Raw genomic sequence first — 17,249 nt, forward strand, 5'->3', positions numbered from 1 at the left:
CATCAGGTCACCCGGCCACTCAGAACCAGCAGTAGAACGTCGATCAGGGCCACCACGAGCACCGCACGGAAGAGGGCGGTCGGGCGTCCTTCGGCGCGGTGGGCGGCGTACCAACCGAGGGGCAGGATCACGACGGCGGCCGCGCCCGCCGCGAGCCCGGACCACGACGGCGGCCCGGGCGGTCCGAGGACCAGGGTGACCGTCGCGCCCAGCAGGAGCCCCGCGGCGGCCAGTTGCGATCCCGCGGCACCGATCCGGTGCGGCAGGCCGCGCACCCCGGTGGCCGCGTCGTCGGCCAGGTCCGGCAGCACGTTGGCGAAATGCGCGCCGCCGCCGAGCAGCGCACCCGCCAGGATTAGCCATGCCGGCGGCGTCGGGGCGCCGGGAAGGGCGAAGACCACGAAAGCCGGTAGAAGACCGAAAGCGATCAGGTACGGCAGGACCGAGAACACCGTGCTCTTGAGCGGGTGGTCGTAGAGCAGCGCGACCACCGTGGCCACCGTGATCGCCGACGTGGCCGGCCCGCCGAGCGGAAGCGCGAGCAACGGGACGGCAAGGGCCGAGAGCAACCCCGCGATCGCCACGGTACGCCCGGAGACCGCCCCCACCACCAGCGGCTTGTCACGCCGCCCGGCGATTCGGTCACGTTCCGCGTCGACCCGGTCGTTGACCCAGCCGACGGCCAGTTGGGAGGCCGCCACGGTGGCCGCGACCGCCGCCAGCCGCCACCCCCGGTGCCCGGCGCCGAGAGCGAGCAGGGTGATGGCGAGGGTGACGGCCCCACCCGGTTCCGGATGGGCCGATCTGATCAGCGCGAGCACTCGGGACATGCCTGACAAGTGTGGCCGCCCCGGCCGACCCGTGCCAGGCTCGATCACATGCGATCGATGCCGCGCAACGATCCACGTCAGTACGACGACCTCGCCGCCGAGTGGTGGCGCCCCGCCGGAACCTTCGCCCTCCTGCACTGGCTCGCCGCCGCACGGGCCGCTCTCGTCCCACCCGCCGCACGTCCCGGCCTGGTTCTCGTCGACGCCGGTTGCGGTGGTGGCCTGCTCGCACCGCACCTGCGGGGCAAGGGCTATCGACACATCGGCGTCGACCTGCGCCGCACCGGGCTCGCGCAGGCGGTGTCGCACGGCATGACCGCGGTCAACGGTGACGTGACGGCGCTGCCGCTGCGGGCCGGCGGTGCCGATGTGGTGGTGGCCGGCGAGGTCCTGGAGCACGTCACCGATCTGCCCGGCACGGTCGCCGAGCTGTGCCGGGTGCTGCGCCCGGGCGGCCTGGTGGTGCTCGACACGATCAACGACACCGCGCTGAGCCGGTTGATCACGGTGACCCTCGGCGAGCGGCTCGGGATCGCCCCGCTCGGCCTGCACGATCCGGCGCTGTTCGTGCCGCCGCGACGGCTGGTCGCCGAGTTCGCCCGGCACGGGGTGCGACTGCGGATCCGCGGGGTGCGACCCACCCTGACCGGGCTGTTCCGTTGGTTGGTGCTGCGGCGGGCGGCGTACGGGCGGCGGATCGTGCCGGTCCCGTCCACCGCGGTCCTCTATCAGGGTGTCGGCACCAGAATCCGGGGTATCGAGGGGCATGAGCATGCTGGATGAGGCGCGACGGCTGGCACCGAGATTCGCGGCCCGGGCGGCGGTCGCCGACCGGGACGGCGCCTTTCCGGCGGACGATTTCACCGATCTCCGCGACGGCGGCTTCTTCGGCCTGATGGTCCCGGCGCGGCTGGGCGGGGCCGGGGCGGGCTTCAGTGAGTACGCCGAGGTCGCCTACGAACTGGCTCGGGGCAACGGCGCCACCGCCCTGGTCTTCAACATGCACGCCTCGGTGACCGGCGCCCTCAGTGGCGTCACCGACGAACTGGCCGAGGCGCTCGGGCTCCCACCGGCGGCGCTGACGGCCCGGGACGACGCGCTCAAGGCGGCCGCGGCCGGTAGCTGGTACGCGGTGGCGATGAGCGAACACGGCGCCGGTTCCCGGCTGTCCCAGCTGACCACCACGTACCGACGGGACGGGGAGTCGTACCGGATCCGGGGCTCGAAGACCTTCTGCTCCGGGGCCGGGCACGCCGACGCGTACCTGATCGCCGCCCGCAGTGCCGACGATCCGTCGCAGGTCTCCCAGTTCCTGGTTCCGGCCGGGGGCGGTCTGACCGTCGAGCCGACCTGGGACGCGCTCGGCATGCGCGCCACCGCCTCGCACGACCTGCACGTCGACGTCACCGTTCCGGCGGCGGCCCTGCTCGGTGGGGTCGAGGGTCTGGCCCTGGTGGTGGCTCAGCTGGCGCCGCACTGGATGGTGGCCAGCTACGCCGCCGTCTATGTGGGTGTGGCCCGGGCCGCGGTGGACGCCGCCGTGGAGCACGTCCAGGCCCGCGGGCTGGATCGGCTCCCCGCGGTGCGGGCCCGGATCGGTCGGGCCGACGCCGCCGTGGCCGCCGCGCGACTGGTGGTACGGGAGGCGGCCCGCCGGGTCGACACGTCACCCGGCGACGCCGAGACCAACCGCTGGGTGTGGCGGGCGAAACTGCTCGCCGGGACGACCGCCGCCGAGGTCGCGGCGTCGATGTTGGAGGCCGCCGGAACCTCGGCGATGCGCCGCGGCCACCCACTCGAACGCCTCTACCGGGACGCCCGCGCCGGGTCACTGCAACCGGCCACCAGTGACGTCTGCGCCGACTGGCTCGGGGTGGACGCGCTCGGCGGCGACCCGGACACCGACGGCACCGCCCCGCGCTGGTGACCACCCCCGCGATCACCGGCCTGGGCGTCGCCTTCCCGCCGTCCACGGGTCAGGCCGAGATCTGGGACGGCTACTTCGGCCGGCACTACGCCGGGGCACGTCAGGGTCTGGCCCGGCGGATCTTCGAGAATTCCGGCGTACGCAGCAGGCACGCCGCGGTGAGCCCGCTCATCGAGGACGTCGCCGACTGGTCGACCGAGCGCCGGATGCGCCGCTACCAGGCCGAAGTCATGCCGCTGGGCAAGTCCGCGATCAGCCGGGCGCTCGCCGACGCGGGCCTCGAGGCGGGTGATCTCGGCCTGTTCGCGGTCTGCTCGTGCACCGGTTACGCCACACCCGGACTGGACATTCTGCTCGCCCGGGACATGGGCATGTCACCGAGCGTGCAACGGCTCTTCGTCGGCCACATGGGCTGCTACGCGGCGTTACCCGGGCTGGGTGCGGTCAGCGACTTCGTCGCCGCTCGGGGGCGGCCCGGCCTGCTGCTCTGTGCCGAGCTCACCAGCCTGCATCTCCAGCCGTCCGGTTCCCGGACGGACATCCAGCAGATCGTCTCCCACGCGCTGTTCTCCGACGCCGCGGCCGCCGTCGTGGTCACCGACGATCCTTCGGGGTACGCCGTACGCGAGACCGCCGCGATCACCGACACCTCCACCGCCGACCACATGACCTGGGAGATCACCGACCAGGGCTTCCGGATGGGACTGTCCCCGCAGGTGCCGTCGGTGCTCGCCGCCCACGTCCGGGGGCTGGTCGAGCAGGTCCTCACCCGGCACGGCCTGCGCATCGGCGACGTCGACGGGTGGGCGGTGCATCCGGGCGGTCCCCGGATCCTGGACGTCGTCCAGGAACAGCTCGGCCTACCCGAGGCGGCGCTCGCCGAGTCCCGCTCGGTGCTCGCCGTCCACGGCAACTGCTCGTCGCCGACCGTACTGCTGGTCCTCGATGAACTCCGCCGCCGCCCGGTCCCGCCGAGATCGATGGTGATGCTCGCGTTCGGGCCCGGACTCACGCTCTATGTCACTCTTCTGGAGGGCTCTACTCTCAGAGCGTGAGCGGTGAACGGGGACGCGGCGCCGTGCTGTACACGCTTGCCGCATTGATCTTGATGGTCGGTGTCGGGTGGTGGTGGCGTGCCGCACCCCGTCAGTCCGGCGACGAACGGCTGATCAGTTGGCGGTACAAGGCCGAGCAGTTGCTGCCCGACGTCGGCGACCAGGAACTCGCCAACACGCTGGCCCTGGAGGGTGGGGTCGGCCACGACGAGGTGGTCGAGGTGGAGCAGGGTGACTTCCTGATCTCGGTGGTCTGCGCCGGCGAGGACGGCAGTCGGGTCCGGGTGAGCCTCGGCATCGGCGACTCCGGGCGGGGCGTCCGCTGCTCCGGCTCCCGGACTCCGGAGATCATCTCCGTGGGCCTGTTCGACGAACTGCACATGCGAGTGGCCGTCGAATCCCCGGGCCCGGTCGTCTTCCGCTACGCCCTCCAGCGCTCGAACGGGTGATCCCACTCAACCCGCACCCCGGATCGGGGGACTCCCGCCACCGTCTCGTGCGGGCCTCATCGATGTCGCGGGCAACAGCCCGGAGGCGGCTTCGGGGGCGGGAGCCTCGCGGGCGTCGCGGGGTGGCCACGGGTGGGGTGGTTGCGGTTGGGTTGTCGCTCGCCGTACCAAATCGGGGGTTTGGTCTTTATAGGCGGAGCAGATCGGGACGGAACGTCTCGATGGAGGCGGTCCGCGGATGTATCCGGACGATCTTTTGCTGCTTGTCGACGAGAATCACAGCGGCCGTACCGTCCGGCGTACTCAGATGCAGATCATCACGCAGCGTGTCCGTCGGGTCCAGGAGGTAGCTGATTCCCCTGCCGTCGGCGGACGGGGTCTGCACGGCCGGGAGCGTGCCCATGGAGGCGGCGCTCATCGACGGCCGGATCGCCGTGATCGCCAGGACCGAGACACCGTCGGGCGCGGCGGCGGCCGTTTCGGCGAGAAGTCTCGCGCAGTCGCACCCGTCGGTGAGGAGCAGGACAGCGGGCAGCCGACCGACGAGCGGCGCCGCCTCGCCCTCGGCGTCGGTCAGCTCCCATGCGGGCAGGATGTCCAGTTGTGCCTCGGTGGTGCCGGAGGTCCGCTGGCTGGCCGGCTGCCGTGGCGGGCCGGGCCACGCCGAGGCGAAGAGGCTGGCCACGGTGACCAGGATCGCCATCGAGACGATCAGTGCCGGAGTGCGTACGAGCAGCGCCCCGGCCTTGCGTAGACGCCGGACCGCGGGCCGCCTGATGAAGCGCTGCCAACCGGTGAGCGGTGGGCCGGTGTGCAGCTCGGCACGCACCGCCTCGACCTCGTCGGCGAGCTCGGAGAGGTCGTCGGGGATGACGATGACGCCCCACTCCTCGGGGAAGTCCGGGAGGTCGTCGGGGGGCCCGCCCCCGGGCGGCCTGCCGCCGTTGTCGCTTGCGCCAGCCATGACTCACCTCCCCCCTGGCCGACCAGATCTTGCTTCGGTCGGGGAACTTCCGTCCAGCCTCTCGCACGGCGGCCCGCACCGCCAGTGCTGCACTGATGCGGACATTAGCGATAAGCTTGATCTGACAAAGCCATCAGGTCCGGAATTCCCGACTTGGTAGGTGCGGGCTCGTTGGCGGGAGCCGTGACAGGAATGTCACTTTGTGTTACTTAGGCAGCTTCCGGCTTCGCTGTCAAGCGGGAGAAAGCCCCATCACAGGGCCTCTGAGCTGCACTAACAGTGACCGTCAGGGCGAGACACGGCCGCTTGAGCGTGTTACCCTAGACACAGCGAAAGGGGTTTCGAACCTATGGTTTTCAGTGTCGGCGAGACCGTTGTTTACCCCCACCACGGGGCCGCACTCATCGAGGCAATCGAGACTAGGGTCATCAAGGGCGTTGAAAGGCAGTATCTCGTTCTGCGTGTCGCCCAGGGCGATCTGACTGTTCGGGTGCCCGCTGAGAACGCCGAGGAAGTCGGCGTGCGCGAAGTGGTCGGCGAGGAAGGCCTGGGCAAGGTCTTCGACGTCCTCCGCGCTCCGCACACCGAGGAGCCGACCAACTGGTCGCGGCGCTACAAGGCCAACCTGGAGAAGCTCGCTTCCGGTAACCCGCTCAAGGTCGCGGAAGTTGTTCGTGACCTTTGGCGTCGTGAGCGTGAGCGGGGCCTGTCGGCGGGTGAGAAGCGGATGCTCGCCAAGGCTCGTGACATTCTGGTCGGCGAGGTCGCCCTCGCTGAGAAGAGCACCAAGGATGAGGCCGAGGTCCTGCTCGACAAGGTCCTCACCGAGGCCTGATCCGAAAACGCCCATCCCTCTTCACTGTGTCTGACTCACCTGGTGTGTCCGGCGACAACGACGGCGACGTGACCGCGCAGCTCAATGCTCGCGGTGACGTCGCCGTCGTCGTTCCGGCCGCGGGCGCCGGAGTGCGCCTCGGTCCCGGAGCCCCCAAGGCGCTTCGCCTGCTCGACGGCGAACCGCTCCTCGTCCACGCCGTCCGCCGGACGGCTGCCGCCCCCTCGGTCCGCATGATCGTGGTGGCTGCCCCGCCAGCCGACGTCGAGGCCGTTCACGCCCTGCTCAGCCCGGTCGCACCGGTGGTCGTCGTGGCCGGTGGCGCCGAGCGGCAGGATTCGGTCGCCGCCGCCCTCGCCGTCGTTCCCGAGGACATCGGCATCGTCCTGGTGCACGACGCGGCCCGCTGCCTGGCGCCCGCGGAGCTCTTCGAGCGGGTCGCCGCCGCGGTCCGTGCCGGGGCCGACGCGGTCATTCCGGCGCTGCCCGTGGTCGACACGATCAAAGAGGTCGCGGCCGACGGCACCGTTCTCGGCACCGTCGACCGATCGGTGCTGCGTGCCGTGCAGACACCGCAGGGTTTCCGGGCGCCGGTCCTCCGGGCCGCCCACGCGGCCGCCGCCGATCTCCACACCGACGACGCCGGCGCGGTGGAGAAACTGGGCCGGCCGGTGATCTGCGTGCCCGGGTCCGACTTCGCGTTGAAGGTCACCCGGCCACTCGACCTGGCTCTCGCCACCCACCTGCTGACCCTCGAGTCCTGACGGCCCGTTCCGGCCTCGGGGTCGACGTCTGGCCCCGGGGTCGACGTCTGGCTCCGGCCCGGCTTTCGGCTTCGGTGCGTGGTTTCGGCTTTCGGGTGTGGCGGCTGGTTTCGGCCCGTCGGGGCGGGGCTAGGCTTTCGGCGTGATCATTCCGCGGGTGGGGATCGGCACCGACGTTCATGCCTTCGACCCGGAGCGCCCCTGCTGGGTGGCCGGTCTGCACTGGCCCGATGAGCCGGGCCTGGCCGGGCACTCCGACGCCGACGTGGCCGCACACGCCGCCTGCGACGCCCTGCTCTCCGCGGCCGGGCTCGGTGACCTCGGCAGCAACTACGGCACCAGCCGACCGGAGTGGGCCGGTGCGGCAGGTGTCACCCTGCTCGCCGAGACCGCGCGCCGCGTCCGGGCCGCTGGTTTCGCGATCGGCAACGTGTCGATCCAGGTCATCGGCAACCGTCCGAAGATCGGCAAGCGCCGCGCCGAGGCCGAGAAGGTCCTCTCCGAGGCGGTCGGCGCGCCGGTGACGGTGGCCGGAACCACTACGGACGGGCTCGGGCTCACCGGTCGCGGGGAGGGTCTCGCCGGGACTGCCGTGGCGATCGTCCACGCCGCGACCGAGCGTCACGAATCGGGTCGGTGGTGAGCGTCACGGGTAGGGTCGGCGGCTGAATCGGGCATGATCACTGCCATGACCGTCGCGCTGCCCGGACCCGCCCGGACGCTGATCGACAACCCCACCTATGCGGTGCTGACCACGATCAACGAGGACGGCAGCCCACAGTCGACCGTGATCTGGGTCAAGCGCGACGGGGACGACGTCCTCTTCTCCACCACCCGGGGCCGGATCAAGGCCCGGAACATGGAACGTGACCCGCGCGTCTCGATCTGTGCGTTCGATCCGGCCCAGCCGTACGCGTACATCACCGTCGAAGGGACCGTCGGGCTCACCGACGACGAGGACGACCTGATCGGGGAGCTCAGCTACAAGTACGCCAACGAGCCGTGGACCGCCGACACCCCGGGCGTCGTCCGGGTGGTGTGCCGGGTCACCCCGACTCGGGTGATTTCCAGGTAGACGGCCTAAAGTCGGCACGTGCCCGCCCCCTTGGAGCCCGATACCACCCCGGAGGAGCACCGGCAGCGTGCCCTCCTTCTCGCCGACCTCGGCCGCTATGACGAGGCCGCCGACGAGATCGCGGCCGGCCTGACCGCCGAACCTCACGAGGTCACCCTCCTCGCCACTCTCGCCCGTATCCATCTCATTGCCGACCAGCCCGCCGAGGCCCTGGCCGCCGCGGACCGGGCCGCCACCGCCGACCCGCAGGCACTGTCCGCCCTGGTGGTCCGGGCCATGGCGCTCGTCGACAGTCGGCGCTACGCCGATGCCGCCCGGATCGCCGCCGAGATCCTCCGCGACTGGCCCGACGATCCGTATGCGCAGCGCACCGGCGCGGCCCTGCTCAGCGAGTCCCGCAACGGGCAGGAGGCGCTCAACGCAGCCTGGAACGGCGTTCGCGTCGCACCGACCGAGGCCGAGGCGCACCTGGTCCTGGCTGTGGTCGCCGCCCGGCTGCGCCTGTTCGACCTGGCTCAGCGGGCCTACGGGGAAGCCCTCGAACTCGACTCGACGATAGGTGACGCGGGCCGCGCGACAGGCATCGTGCGATTCGAACGGCGGCGTTGGGCACGAGCCATCGAGGACCTCGCCGAGGAGGCGTCACTCAGCTCGCCACAGGCGCCGCCACCCCCGCCGGCGTCGTCCGAGGTGCCCGATTCGCCCGCCGCGTTGGACGAGCCGGTCCCGCCTGCCCCGCCCGCCCCACCCTCGGTCAGCCTGCCCCGGCCGGTCCTCGACATCTCCGAGGAGTCGACCCAGGCGGTCCGGGAGACAGTCGGATACGGCGCCGGTGGTGTCGTCATCGCCGCTGTCGTGGCCGCCGCGATGACGCTGATCAGCGCCGGGATCTCCCGCGTGTGGGCGGGCCTGATCGGTGTCCTCGTCTTCGGTGCCGTCGTCTTCTGGTTCCGCGGGCGGCTGCCCGAACCTGCCGGAGTCGTCCTGCGCCGGCTGCGGGCCGGTGACCGGCTGCTCGCCGGGGCGGTCTATCTGACCTTCGCCGCGCCGCTGTTCCTGCTGGGCTATGCCGTGGTCGGCGGACCGGTGCCACTCGTCGCCGGGATGGTCACCGCGGCGGTGGCCGAGCTCGTGGTGCTGCTGCACCGCCGCCCCTGACCGGCGGATTCCGGGACGCGCGGCACCCCGCACGGGCGACACTCGTCCGGCGTCGTGCCGCGGTGACCGGCGTCGTGTTGCCCGATCGGGCTGGGAAGTGACATAACGGACTTGGTTGTCCGTATCTCACGCCGTCTATTAGGTTCGGATTCGTGTCAACGATGGTGCCTCCGCTCTACGCCGGGCTGGTCGATGACGCTTCCCTGCTCCCACCCAGCCCGATCGGCCTGACCGACGCGGTCGCCAAGCACCACGAGCACGCCACCGCCTGGTATCGGGGCCTGGTCGGATCGCTGCTCGTGCCGGCATCGACGGTCGGTATCGAACAGATGCCCCGCCTCACTGCCGGTCTGATCGGCGACGTGCCGGCCGCGGCCCTGCCCGCCACAGTCGAGAAACTCCAGGCCGCCGGAGTGGTGGTCGAACACGTCGAAGCAGCGGTGGCCAGGCGCGGTGAGGACCCACAACCGGGGGTCGCCACCCTCTGCCGGTTCGCTGAGGCGCAGAACGGTCTGCCCCTCTACGCCGAGATCCCGCTCAGCTGGGGGCTGCTCTCCGCCCTCGACTCGGTCGCCGAGGCACGCGCCGGCGGTCTGTCGATCGCGCCGAAGTTCCGAGTCGGCGGCCTGGCCGCGGAACTCTTCCCGACACCCGTCGAACTGGCCGCGGTGATCTGCGCCTGCCGCGACCGGCAGTTGCCGTTCAAACTCGCCGCCGGTCTGCGGCATGCCACCCGGCACACCGATCCGGAGACCGGGTTCACCCACCACGGCTTCCTCAACGTGCTGGTCGCCACTCTGATCGCCGCGGGCGGGGGCGAGGTCGCCGAGGTCGCCGAAGCGCTCGCGGCCACCCACCCGGTCCCGCTCGTCGAGCCGGCCCGCACCCATCGGGACGGGCCGCGGCCCCTTTTCGTCGGCTTCGGCGCCGCCAACGTCGTCGAGCCGCTGACCGAACTCGTCCGGCTCGGCCTGATCAACGGCGGCTACGAATAGCACGTCCCCGACGGGCCGCGGGCCGCCCGCGGATGAGCAGGCTGGATACGACCTGGAATACTCACGGCCGTGAACCGGGTGCTGCTGCGAATCACGGTGGCGGCGCTTCTGCTGGTGGTGAGCGGCCTGATCGGCTGGCGTGTGCTGGCTCCCGCTGAGCTGTCGGCGAGCGCCAGGACGCCGAACCCTCCCACACCCTCGTCCCGGCAGATCGGCGTGACCAGCCGACTCAATGTGGCGCCGCTCGTCGTCGACGGGACGGTGCGCGTCTATGCGGCGAAGCACCAGGTGCGGGCGGACGGACCGGTCACGGCTCGTGCCGTCTACACCGCGCGGTGGTCCTTCCGCCGGTGGCCGGAACAGCTCAGCGCGATCGTGGCGAGCGGCACGACGGTGATCACCAGGTGGTCCGACGGGAAACTGGTGGCGATCGATTCTCGTACCGGAAAAGAGACCTGGCGCGCCGACGGGCCGGAAGGGCCCGGCTATGCCGGACACCGGACCGGTGCCGCGGCCGTCTGGAATCCTCCCGGTTTGCGGATCGCCGGCGGAAACGTCCTGGTCACCGAGGGGCAGATCCTTTCCGGGTACGCCGTGAGCACCGGCCGGTCGAGCTGGACGACGACTGTCCCGGCCGGGTGCTCGGAGGGCTTCACCACCAGCGCTGGCGCCTACCTCTGTGCCACCGGCGCCTACGACGCGACGTCGGGTGAGCTGCTCACCGGATGGCCGACCGGTCCCTTCAGCCCGGTCGGTTGCGGGAACTCCGGCTGTGACGCGTTCCGCGACGGCGCGGGCCAGGGGTGGCTCGCCACCGCGGCGGAGCCTCGGCGGGTCCCGGCGCTCGATGATCCACTCGCTGTCCTGGTGGCGGGCACCGTCATCACCGCCGCGCAAGCCGACGCTCCCGCCCCGTCGGCGCCGCCGGTGACGCCCGGCCCGTCCACCTCGGCTCCGGGCTCGGCCGCGGTCTCTGCCGGCCCGGTTTCGCCGTCATCGTCCACCTCGGCTCCGGGCTCGGCCCCGGTCTCTGCCGGCCCGGTTTCGCCGTCGCCGTCCACCTCCGCTCCGGGCCCGGTCTCGGTCTCGGTCTCTGCCGGCCTGGTCTCGCCGTCACCGTCCACCTCCGCTCCCGTCGACGGGCTGCCGTTGACGCCGCCCGGGACCACACCTTCCTCCTTTTTCCCGGCGGTTGCCGCTCGGACTGTGGATGGAGCGGCCCTGTGGACAACTTCGGGGCCGGCCCGGGTGCTTGGGGGAGACTCGGAGACGGTGTTGCTGCTGACGCCGGAGAACATGTTGAGGGGGGTGGACGTCCGGACCGGGGATCTGAAGTATTCGATGCCGCTGCTCTTCGCGCCGGACAAGGAGGACACCCTCGACTGGAAGCCCGGTCTCTACCACCTGACCGACGGTTTCCTGGCCATCGAACGCCTCAACCGGGACGCGTCAGATGATCCGGAGTCCCCGGTCTACTACTTCACGCCGGACACGGTTCTGCTGGTCGCGCTTCCGGACTGAGACGGTCAGGTCAGGCGGGGGAGCAGGGCCGACCAGGCCTCCTCGGCGGCGCCCGCGATGGGGCCCTCGTCGTCCGGGAGCGCCGCGGGCAGCACCGGGGGTGGTGACTCCCGATGGATCAGCATGAGGCCGTCACGGTAGGCGGCGTCGATCACCTCGGGGACCGCGGCCAGCAGGTCGACACCCAGGCCGCCGAGTGTCACCAGGTCCGGGTCCAGAGCGTTGACCAGGCCGGCGATTCCGCGGCCGAGCGCGACGCCGACGGTGCGCACCGCTTCGGCGGCGGCTTCCGGGTCGATGTCGGGGCCACTTTCACCCGAGCTGTACGGGCTGCCGGCGGCCAGAGCACCAAGGGCGACCGGCGTGGGCGCGGTGGCCGTGATGACCGGCATGGTCGGGGTTGCTGTGGTGAGCGGCGTTGCCGTGGTGGGCGGTGACGGCGAAACCGGCGTGGCCGCGGTGGCTGTGGTGAGCGGCGCGGCCGCGGTGGTGAGCGGCGTGGCGGCGGTGGCTGCCGTGGTGGTGAGCGGCGTGGCTGCGGGTTGTGGAGTGGCTGCCGGTGTGGCTGTGGTGGGTGGGGTGACTGACGGCAGGGCTTCGGTCGGTGGGGTGACTGACGGAAAGGCTTCGGTCGGTGGGGGTAGGCCGGCCAGGTCCTGGCGGGAGCGTTGGGAGCGTAGCGCCCGGGTCGCGGTGGCTATCACGTGACGGGCATAGGTGACCGGGTCGCGGGGGTGGGGGTCGCCCAGGAGGCGGGCCAGTGCGGTGCCGTCGACGGCCGTTCCCCAGCAGCCGTGTGCGCCGCAACCGCAGCGGACGGTCGGGTCGCCGAACGGCATGTGGCCGAATTCGCCGGCTGCTCCATGGGCGCCGATCACCGGGTGGCCGTCGTCGATCACGGCGCCGCCCAGGCCGGCTTCGATACGCAGGTGCAGGGCCACGGCGGCGCCCGTGGCGGCGCCCCGGCGGTGTTCGGCGGTGGCGGCCAGGGTGGCGTCGTTGCCGGCGACCAGGAGTCCGGCCTCGGGCCACAGGTCGTTCAGGTCGATGCCGTGCCAGTCGGAGTTGAACGCGTCCAGGCGCAGGCTGCGGGAGACGGGACCGGGAACGGAGATGCCGATGGCGCGGAGGCGGTCGCCGTACCGTGCGAGGAAGTCTTTGATCGCGACGGTGACCGCCGCGCGGACCTCGGCCCAGGGAGCGCCGCCGTGCCGTTCCGAGAGGGAGGCGAGGGCGGTGCCGCCGAGGGCGACGACGTCGAGCCGCCACGCCTCGTGAGTGATCGCCAGGGCCAGGACCAGGGGGCCGTCGGGGTGTGGCAGCAGGATCGTGGTGGGACGGCCGCGGGTGCCGCTCGGGGCGGCGGGGGCCTGGGTGAGCAGGGCGGCACGGCTGAGCCTGGTGACGAGTTCGGTGGCCGCGCCGGTACCCACGCCGAGGAGGCGGGCCGCGTCGGCACGGGTCACGCCCGGGTTGCGGTGCACCATGCCGAGCAGTGCGGTGGAGCGGGTCGTCACCTCGGTTCCCGACCGAGAACACGGGTGGAGCGGGTCGTCACAGGCGTACTCCCTTTTTAAGCTCTGTCTCGGAGTTTATTGTGCGAAGGGTGAGACTCAACCGCCCGGCGCTCGTCGTCCTCGGCACCTCCACCTTCTGTTACGTCACCGCCGAAACTCTGCCCGTCGGTCTCCTCCCGCAGATCTCGGAAGGCCTCCACGTCACCGAGGCGCAGGTCGGGCTGCTGCTCACCAGTTATGCCGTGATCGCCGCGGTCAGCACGATCCCGCTCACCGCGCTCACCATGCGGCTGCCCCGGCACAGCCTGCTCGCCGCCACGGTAGCGGTCTTCGTCGTCTCCCAGGCGGCCGCGGCACTCGCGCCGACCTTCCTGGTGCTCGTGCTGTCCCGGTTGATCTGCGCGCTGGCGCACGGTGTGTTCTGGTCGGTGATCGGGCCGATCACCGCCCGGCTCGCACCACCGGGGCAGGTGGGCCGGGCCACGTCGCTGGTCTTCATCGGGAACTCGCTGGCCATCGTGCTCGGTGTGCCGCTCGGCACCGCTCTCGGGCAGTGGCTGGGCTGGCGGCTGTCGATCGGGCTGATGGCCGTCGCCGGGGCGATCTGCCTGGTCGCGCTGCTTCTGCTGCTGCCGGCGATGCAGCCGCTGCCCCGGGACCGGGAGGCGGCCCTCGGTAGGCAGCTCCGGGACGCCGTGCTGATCCTGCGCAACGGGCGGGTCACCGGGCTCTGCGTGATCACCGTGGTGCTGGTGGTGGGGCACTTCGCGGCCTACACGTACATCGCGCCGCTGGTTCGCCGGGACGCCGGGCTGGACGGGCCGGCGCTCAGTGCGTTGCTGCTGGGGTACGGCGCGGTCGGGCTGATCGGCAACTTCGTGGTCGGGCGGTTCGTGGACCGGCGGCCCGGGCCGTTCGTGATCGGGCTGACGGCCGCCGCGGCCGGGTCGATGGTGCTGCTCGCGCCGGTGCTGGGGCCGGCCGCGACGGCGGCCGCGGTGCTCGTGTGGGGTGGCGCGTTCAACGCGATCCCGGTGTTCCTCGGGTCGGCGGCGCTGCGGGTCGCGCCCACCGCCCGGGACGCGGCTTCGGCGGTCTATGTGGTCGCGTTCCAGATCGGGATCGGCAGCGGGGCGTTCGTGGGGGAGCGGTTCGTCAGCGCCGGGCAGCTGGGTGTGCTGCCGGTGCTCGGAGCCGGGTTCGTGCTGGTGGCGTGCGTATTGGTGGCGCTGTGGCGCGGAGTGTTCCCGGCCCGGATCAGCGACGAGGAGCACGACCGCATCGAAGCGAGCGTCGCTCACTGAAAGCGCCGCCCACGACCCGGATCGGGCCGCGGGCGGGCCGGAGGCACGAACGGTCAGGCGAGGGCGGTCTCGGCGGTGGCCAGGAAGAGGTCGTTCTCCTCGGGGGTGCCGATGGTCACCCGGACACCCTCCGGGTGGAAGCCGCGCACGATCACGCCGCGGCTCTCGCAGGCGGCGGTGAACCCGGCGGTCCGGTCACCGAGTGGCAGCCAGACGAAGTTGGCCTGGCTGTCCGGCACGTCGAGGGAGAGCTTGCGCAGCGCCTCGGTGACGCGGGTCCGCTCCGACACGACCAGGGCGCAGCGGCGGCGTACCTCCTCCTCCTGATCGAGGGCGGCGAGCGCTGCGGCCTGGGCGACCAGGCTGGTGGAGAAGGGGGTGACGACCTTGCGGACGGCGGCCGCGACCTCGGGCTGGGCGACCAGGTAGCCCATCCGCAGACCGGCCAGGCCCCACGCCTTGCTCATGGTGCGCAGCACGACGACGTTCGGCCGGTCGCCGTAGGTGGCGAGGCCGTCCGGCACCTCCGGGTCGGTGACGAACTCCCGGTACGCCTCGTCGAGCACCACGAGCACGTCGGACGGCACGTCGGCGAGGAATCGGTCGAGCTCGGCCGCGCGCAGGAACGTGCCGGTCGGGTTGTTCGGATTGCAGACGAAGACGAGCCGGGTCTGATCGGTGATCGCGGCGGAGATGGCGGCCAGGTCGTGCCCGTGCTCCGCGGTGTTCGGTACGCGAACGCTGGTGGCGCCGGCTCCGGCGGCGATGATCGGGTACGCCTCGAAGGACCGCCACGAGTAGACGACCTCGTCACCCGGCAGACAGGTGGCCTTGACCAGGATCTCGGCCAGCGCCACCGAGCCGCAGCCGGTGACCACCCGGGCCGGGTCGACGCCGAGCCAGGCGCCGATGCGGTCGCGCAGCTCGACGACACCCATGTCCGGGTACCTGTGGACGGTCCGGACCGCCTCGGTGACCGCCTCGACCACGCCGGGCAGCGGACCGTACGGCACCTCGTTGCTGGCCAGCTTGACCGCCTCGGCGATGCCCAGCTCGCGGGCCAGGTCGGCGACACTGCGACCGGGTACGTAGGCGGGCAGCGCGTCCAGGTCGGCGCGGGTGAGGCGGGTCATCGGGATCCTCCGGTATCGATGGTCGGTGGCACGCCGCCCACGGGCACGTCCACGACGACGGTGGCCGCCGCTTTGTCGTGCCAGGCTTGACGCAGGCGGGGGTCGAAGACTGGCGACAACGCGTACAGGAACTGGATGACCAGTCCGACGCCGCACGACCAGAACAGTGTCCACATGCCGAGTCGGGCCCAGCGGGTGAACGCCCGGGCGAAGCCGATCTGCCCTGGATTCTCCACCGGGACGACCTTGATGCCCATGATCCGCTTACCGATGGTCTGCCCGCTGTTGCTGATCGCCGGCGCCTCATAGGCCAACCAGAGCAGGGTGGCGAGGACGATGATCGCAATGGTCAGGACCTCCATCCGCGGGGTGCCCTGCGGGGTGACGGGCACGGTGGCGCCGGTCGCGGCCCGGTCCATGATGTTGTGGAAGATCGGCAGGAAGTCCTGCATGTACAGGTACACGAAGTAGCCGTTCACCACGACGTTGAGCAGCAGCACCGCGACGATGTCGATGAGTCGTGCGGTGAGCCGCTTGCCGAGCCCGGCCAGCGCCATCCCGTGCGGCCGGACCTCGGGCAGCGGGAACGGATACGGGTACGGATACGGCGGGGCGGCCGGATGCGCCTGGGACTGCTGCCAGCCGGGCGGCGGCTGCATCCCGGGCGGCGGCTGCCAGCCGGGCGGAGGCGGAGGCTGCGGAGCCCAGCCGGGCGGCGGCCCCACAGGCGGCCCCACAGGCGGCCCCACAGGCGGGCCGGGCGGCGGCCCCACAGGCGGGCCGGGCGGTGCCGGGGGTGGACCCCACCCGGGCGGCGGCTGGCCCCAGGCCGGTGGCGGTGTCGGCGCGACGGGCGGGGTGGCCGGCCCGGTGGCCGGTGGCGTGGGCTGCGGAGACGGGTCCGGCGCGGGTGGTTCCGGCTCGGCCGCGGGCGGGCCGTCCGGCGGCACGGCGTCGGCCGGAATGGCCTTGCCCAGCCAGCCCTCACCGTCCCAATAGCGCTGGGTACTGGTGTCGGCCGGGTCCTTGTACCAACCCGCGGGAACGGAACTCATGCGCAAACCTTTACCACGACAGCCTGACACTTCCCTGCGCCGCGGTCGTCTGCCGCGAGGGCCTGATCACAGTCTCCCAGGTGGCCTGACAGTGACGCAGCCCATGGCCATGAGCAACCCTTCCGATGATCGATGGTCAGCGTGTGCAATCGGTGCGATAGGTTCCGGTCGTGGGTGAGCAGACTGTCCAGCTCGATGCGCTCGACGCACGCCTGATTGCGATGCTGGCGGCCGAGCCGAGGATCGGTGTGCTGGAACTCTCTCGGCGGCTCGCGGTGGCGCGCGGGACGGTGCAGGCAAGGCTGGACAAGCTGATCGCGCGGGGCGCGATCAAGGGCTTCGGACCGGAGGTGGCTCCCGAGGCGATCGGGTTCGGCGTGATGAGTTTCGTGACGCTGGAGATCAGTCAGCGGTACGGCCACGACGCCGTCGCCGAGCATCTGGCGGAGATTCCCGAGGTCCTGGAGGCGCACACGATCACCGGCAGCGGGGACATCCTGTGCCGGATCGTGGCCCGGTCGAACGCCGACCTGCAGCGGGTGATCGACCAGATCGTCGGCTACGAGGGCATCGTGCGGGCGCATACGATCATCGCGCTCGCGGAGCTGATCCCGTACCGGACGGTGCCCCTGGTGAGGTCGGCAAGTCACGCATAGTGTGACGACAC

18 protein-coding genes are annotated in these 17,249 nt (G+C 71.7%); 13 read left to right on the plus strand and 5 right to left on the minus strand.

Annotated elements, in window-relative coordinates; translation table 11 throughout:
- Positions 1-2: 2 nt before the first annotated feature.
- On the minus strand, positions 3-830 hold the full coding sequence (locus tag Q0Z83_RS45640) for a UbiA family prenyltransferase (protein ID WP_317789789.1): 828 nt from the start codon (positions 828-830) through the stop codon (positions 3-5).
- A 48-nt stretch (positions 831-878) separates the two neighbouring features.
- Here Q0Z83_RS45640 and Q0Z83_RS45645 point away from each other — a divergent pair, with 48 nt between their 5' ends.
- Genes Q0Z83_RS45645 through Q0Z83_RS45660 form a run of 4 tightly spaced genes read left to right on the plus strand, consistent with a single transcriptional unit; the run spans position 879 to position 4,261 of the window.
- The gene (locus tag Q0Z83_RS45645; RefSeq protein ID WP_317789790.1) at positions 879-1,613 is read left to right on the plus strand and encodes a methyltransferase domain-containing protein; all 735 of its coding nucleotides are present in this window, start codon (positions 879-881) and stop codon (positions 1,611-1,613) included.
- On the plus strand, positions 1,603-2,757 hold the full coding sequence (locus Q0Z83_RS45650; RefSeq protein WP_317797307.1) for an acyl-CoA dehydrogenase family protein: 1,155 nt from the start codon (positions 1,603-1,605) through the stop codon (positions 2,755-2,757). The genes Q0Z83_RS45645 and Q0Z83_RS45650 overlap by 11 nt, the downstream gene beginning before the upstream one ends.
- Positions 2,754-3,812: a type III polyketide synthase gene (locus tag Q0Z83_RS45655; RefSeq protein ID WP_317789791.1), complete on the plus strand. Its 1,059-nt coding sequence runs from the start codon at positions 2,754-2,756 to the stop codon at positions 3,810-3,812. The genes Q0Z83_RS45650 and Q0Z83_RS45655 overlap by 4 nt, the downstream gene beginning before the upstream one ends.
- On the plus strand, positions 3,809-4,261 hold the full coding sequence (locus tag Q0Z83_RS45660; protein WP_317789792.1) for a DUF6023 family protein: 453 nt from the start codon (positions 3,809-3,811) through the stop codon (positions 4,259-4,261). Before Q0Z83_RS45655 ends, Q0Z83_RS45660 begins: the two co-directional genes overlap by 4 nt.
- Before the next feature lie 187 nt (positions 4,262-4,448).
- Here Q0Z83_RS45660 and Q0Z83_RS45665 read toward each other — a convergent pair whose 3' ends face one another.
- Positions 4,449-5,225: a hypothetical protein gene (locus Q0Z83_RS45665; protein WP_317789793.1), complete on the minus strand. Its 777-nt coding sequence runs from the start codon at positions 5,223-5,225 to the stop codon at positions 4,449-4,451.
- A 349-nt stretch (positions 5,226-5,574) separates the two neighbouring features.
- On the opposite strand from Q0Z83_RS45665, the gene Q0Z83_RS45670 reads away from it, so the two are divergent.
- The 7 genes from Q0Z83_RS45670 (at position 5,575) to Q0Z83_RS45700 (ending at position 11,573) form a co-directional block, all read left to right on the plus strand.
- Complete coding sequence (locus tag Q0Z83_RS45670; protein WP_014447856.1) at positions 5,575-6,060, plus strand: CarD family transcriptional regulator; 486 nt, start codon at positions 5,575-5,577, stop codon at positions 6,058-6,060.
- A gap of 68 nt (positions 6,061-6,128) precedes the next feature.
- Positions 6,129-6,824 carry a 2-C-methyl-D-erythritol 4-phosphate cytidylyltransferase gene (ispD, locus tag Q0Z83_RS45675; RefSeq protein ID WP_317797308.1) on the plus strand — a complete coding sequence of 232 codons (696 nt, stop codon included), beginning with the start codon at positions 6,129-6,131 and terminating at the stop codon, positions 6,822-6,824.
- Between the two features lie 142 nt (positions 6,825-6,966).
- The gene (gene ispF, locus Q0Z83_RS45680) at positions 6,967-7,467 is read left to right on the plus strand and encodes a 2-C-methyl-D-erythritol 2,4-cyclodiphosphate synthase (RefSeq protein WP_317789795.1); all 501 of its coding nucleotides are present in this window, start codon (positions 6,967-6,969) and stop codon (positions 7,465-7,467) included.
- Positions 7,468-7,512: 45 nt separating this feature from the next.
- On the plus strand, positions 7,513-7,899 hold the full coding sequence (locus Q0Z83_RS45685) for a PPOX class F420-dependent oxidoreductase (protein ID WP_317789796.1): 387 nt from the start codon (positions 7,513-7,515) through the stop codon (positions 7,897-7,899).
- A gap of 18 nt (positions 7,900-7,917) precedes the next feature.
- Positions 7,918-9,057, plus strand: a complete 1,140-nt coding sequence (locus Q0Z83_RS45690) for a tetratricopeptide repeat protein (protein WP_317789797.1) — start codon at positions 7,918-7,920, stop codon at positions 9,055-9,057.
- A 152-nt stretch (positions 9,058-9,209) separates the two neighbouring features.
- Entirely contained in the window at positions 9,210-10,052 is an 843-nt protein-coding gene (locus Q0Z83_RS45695) for a hypothetical protein (protein WP_317789798.1), read from the plus strand.
- A gap of 69 nt (positions 10,053-10,121) precedes the next feature.
- Entirely contained in the window at positions 10,122-11,573 is a 1,452-nt protein-coding gene (locus Q0Z83_RS45700; RefSeq protein ID WP_317789799.1) for an outer membrane protein assembly factor BamB family protein, read from the plus strand.
- Positions 11,574-11,578: 5 nt separating this feature from the next.
- On the opposite strand, the gene Q0Z83_RS45705 is transcribed toward Q0Z83_RS45700, so the two are convergent.
- The gene (locus Q0Z83_RS45705; protein ID WP_317789800.1) at positions 11,579-13,090 is read right to left on the minus strand and encodes an ROK family transcriptional regulator; all 1,512 of its coding nucleotides are present in this window, start codon (positions 13,088-13,090) and stop codon (positions 11,579-11,581) included.
- Positions 13,091-13,179: 89 nt separating this feature from the next.
- On the opposite strand from Q0Z83_RS45705, the gene Q0Z83_RS45710 reads away from it, so the two are divergent.
- Positions 13,180-14,394, plus strand: coding sequence for an MFS transporter (locus Q0Z83_RS45710; protein ID WP_317789801.1), 1,215 nt, complete (start codon positions 13,180-13,182; stop codon positions 14,392-14,394).
- A 53-nt stretch (positions 14,395-14,447) separates the two neighbouring features.
- On the opposite strand, the gene hisC is transcribed toward Q0Z83_RS45710, so the two are convergent.
- Both hisC and Q0Z83_RS45720 read right to left on the minus strand, forming a co-directional pair.
- Positions 14,448-15,527, minus strand: a complete 1,080-nt coding sequence (gene hisC, locus Q0Z83_RS45715; protein ID WP_317789802.1) for a histidinol-phosphate transaminase — start codon at positions 15,525-15,527, stop codon at positions 14,448-14,450.
- Positions 15,524-16,582, minus strand: coding sequence for an RDD family protein (locus Q0Z83_RS45720; RefSeq protein ID WP_317789803.1), 1,059 nt, complete (start codon positions 16,580-16,582; stop codon positions 15,524-15,526). The genes hisC and Q0Z83_RS45720 overlap by 4 nt, the downstream gene beginning before the upstream one ends.
- Positions 16,583-16,752: 170 nt before the next feature.
- Between Q0Z83_RS45720 and Q0Z83_RS45725 the strand changes: the two genes are divergently transcribed.
- A complete protein-coding gene (locus Q0Z83_RS45725; protein WP_317789804.1) occupies positions 16,753-17,238 on the plus strand; it encodes an Lrp/AsnC family transcriptional regulator in 486 nt (161 codons plus the stop codon).
- Positions 17,239-17,249: the final 11 nt, after the last annotated feature.

The sequence above is a fragment of the Actinoplanes sichuanensis genome, assembly GCF_033097365.1.
GTDB classification, from domain to species: domain Bacteria; phylum Actinomycetota; class Actinomycetes; order Mycobacteriales; family Micromonosporaceae; genus Actinoplanes; species Actinoplanes sichuanensis.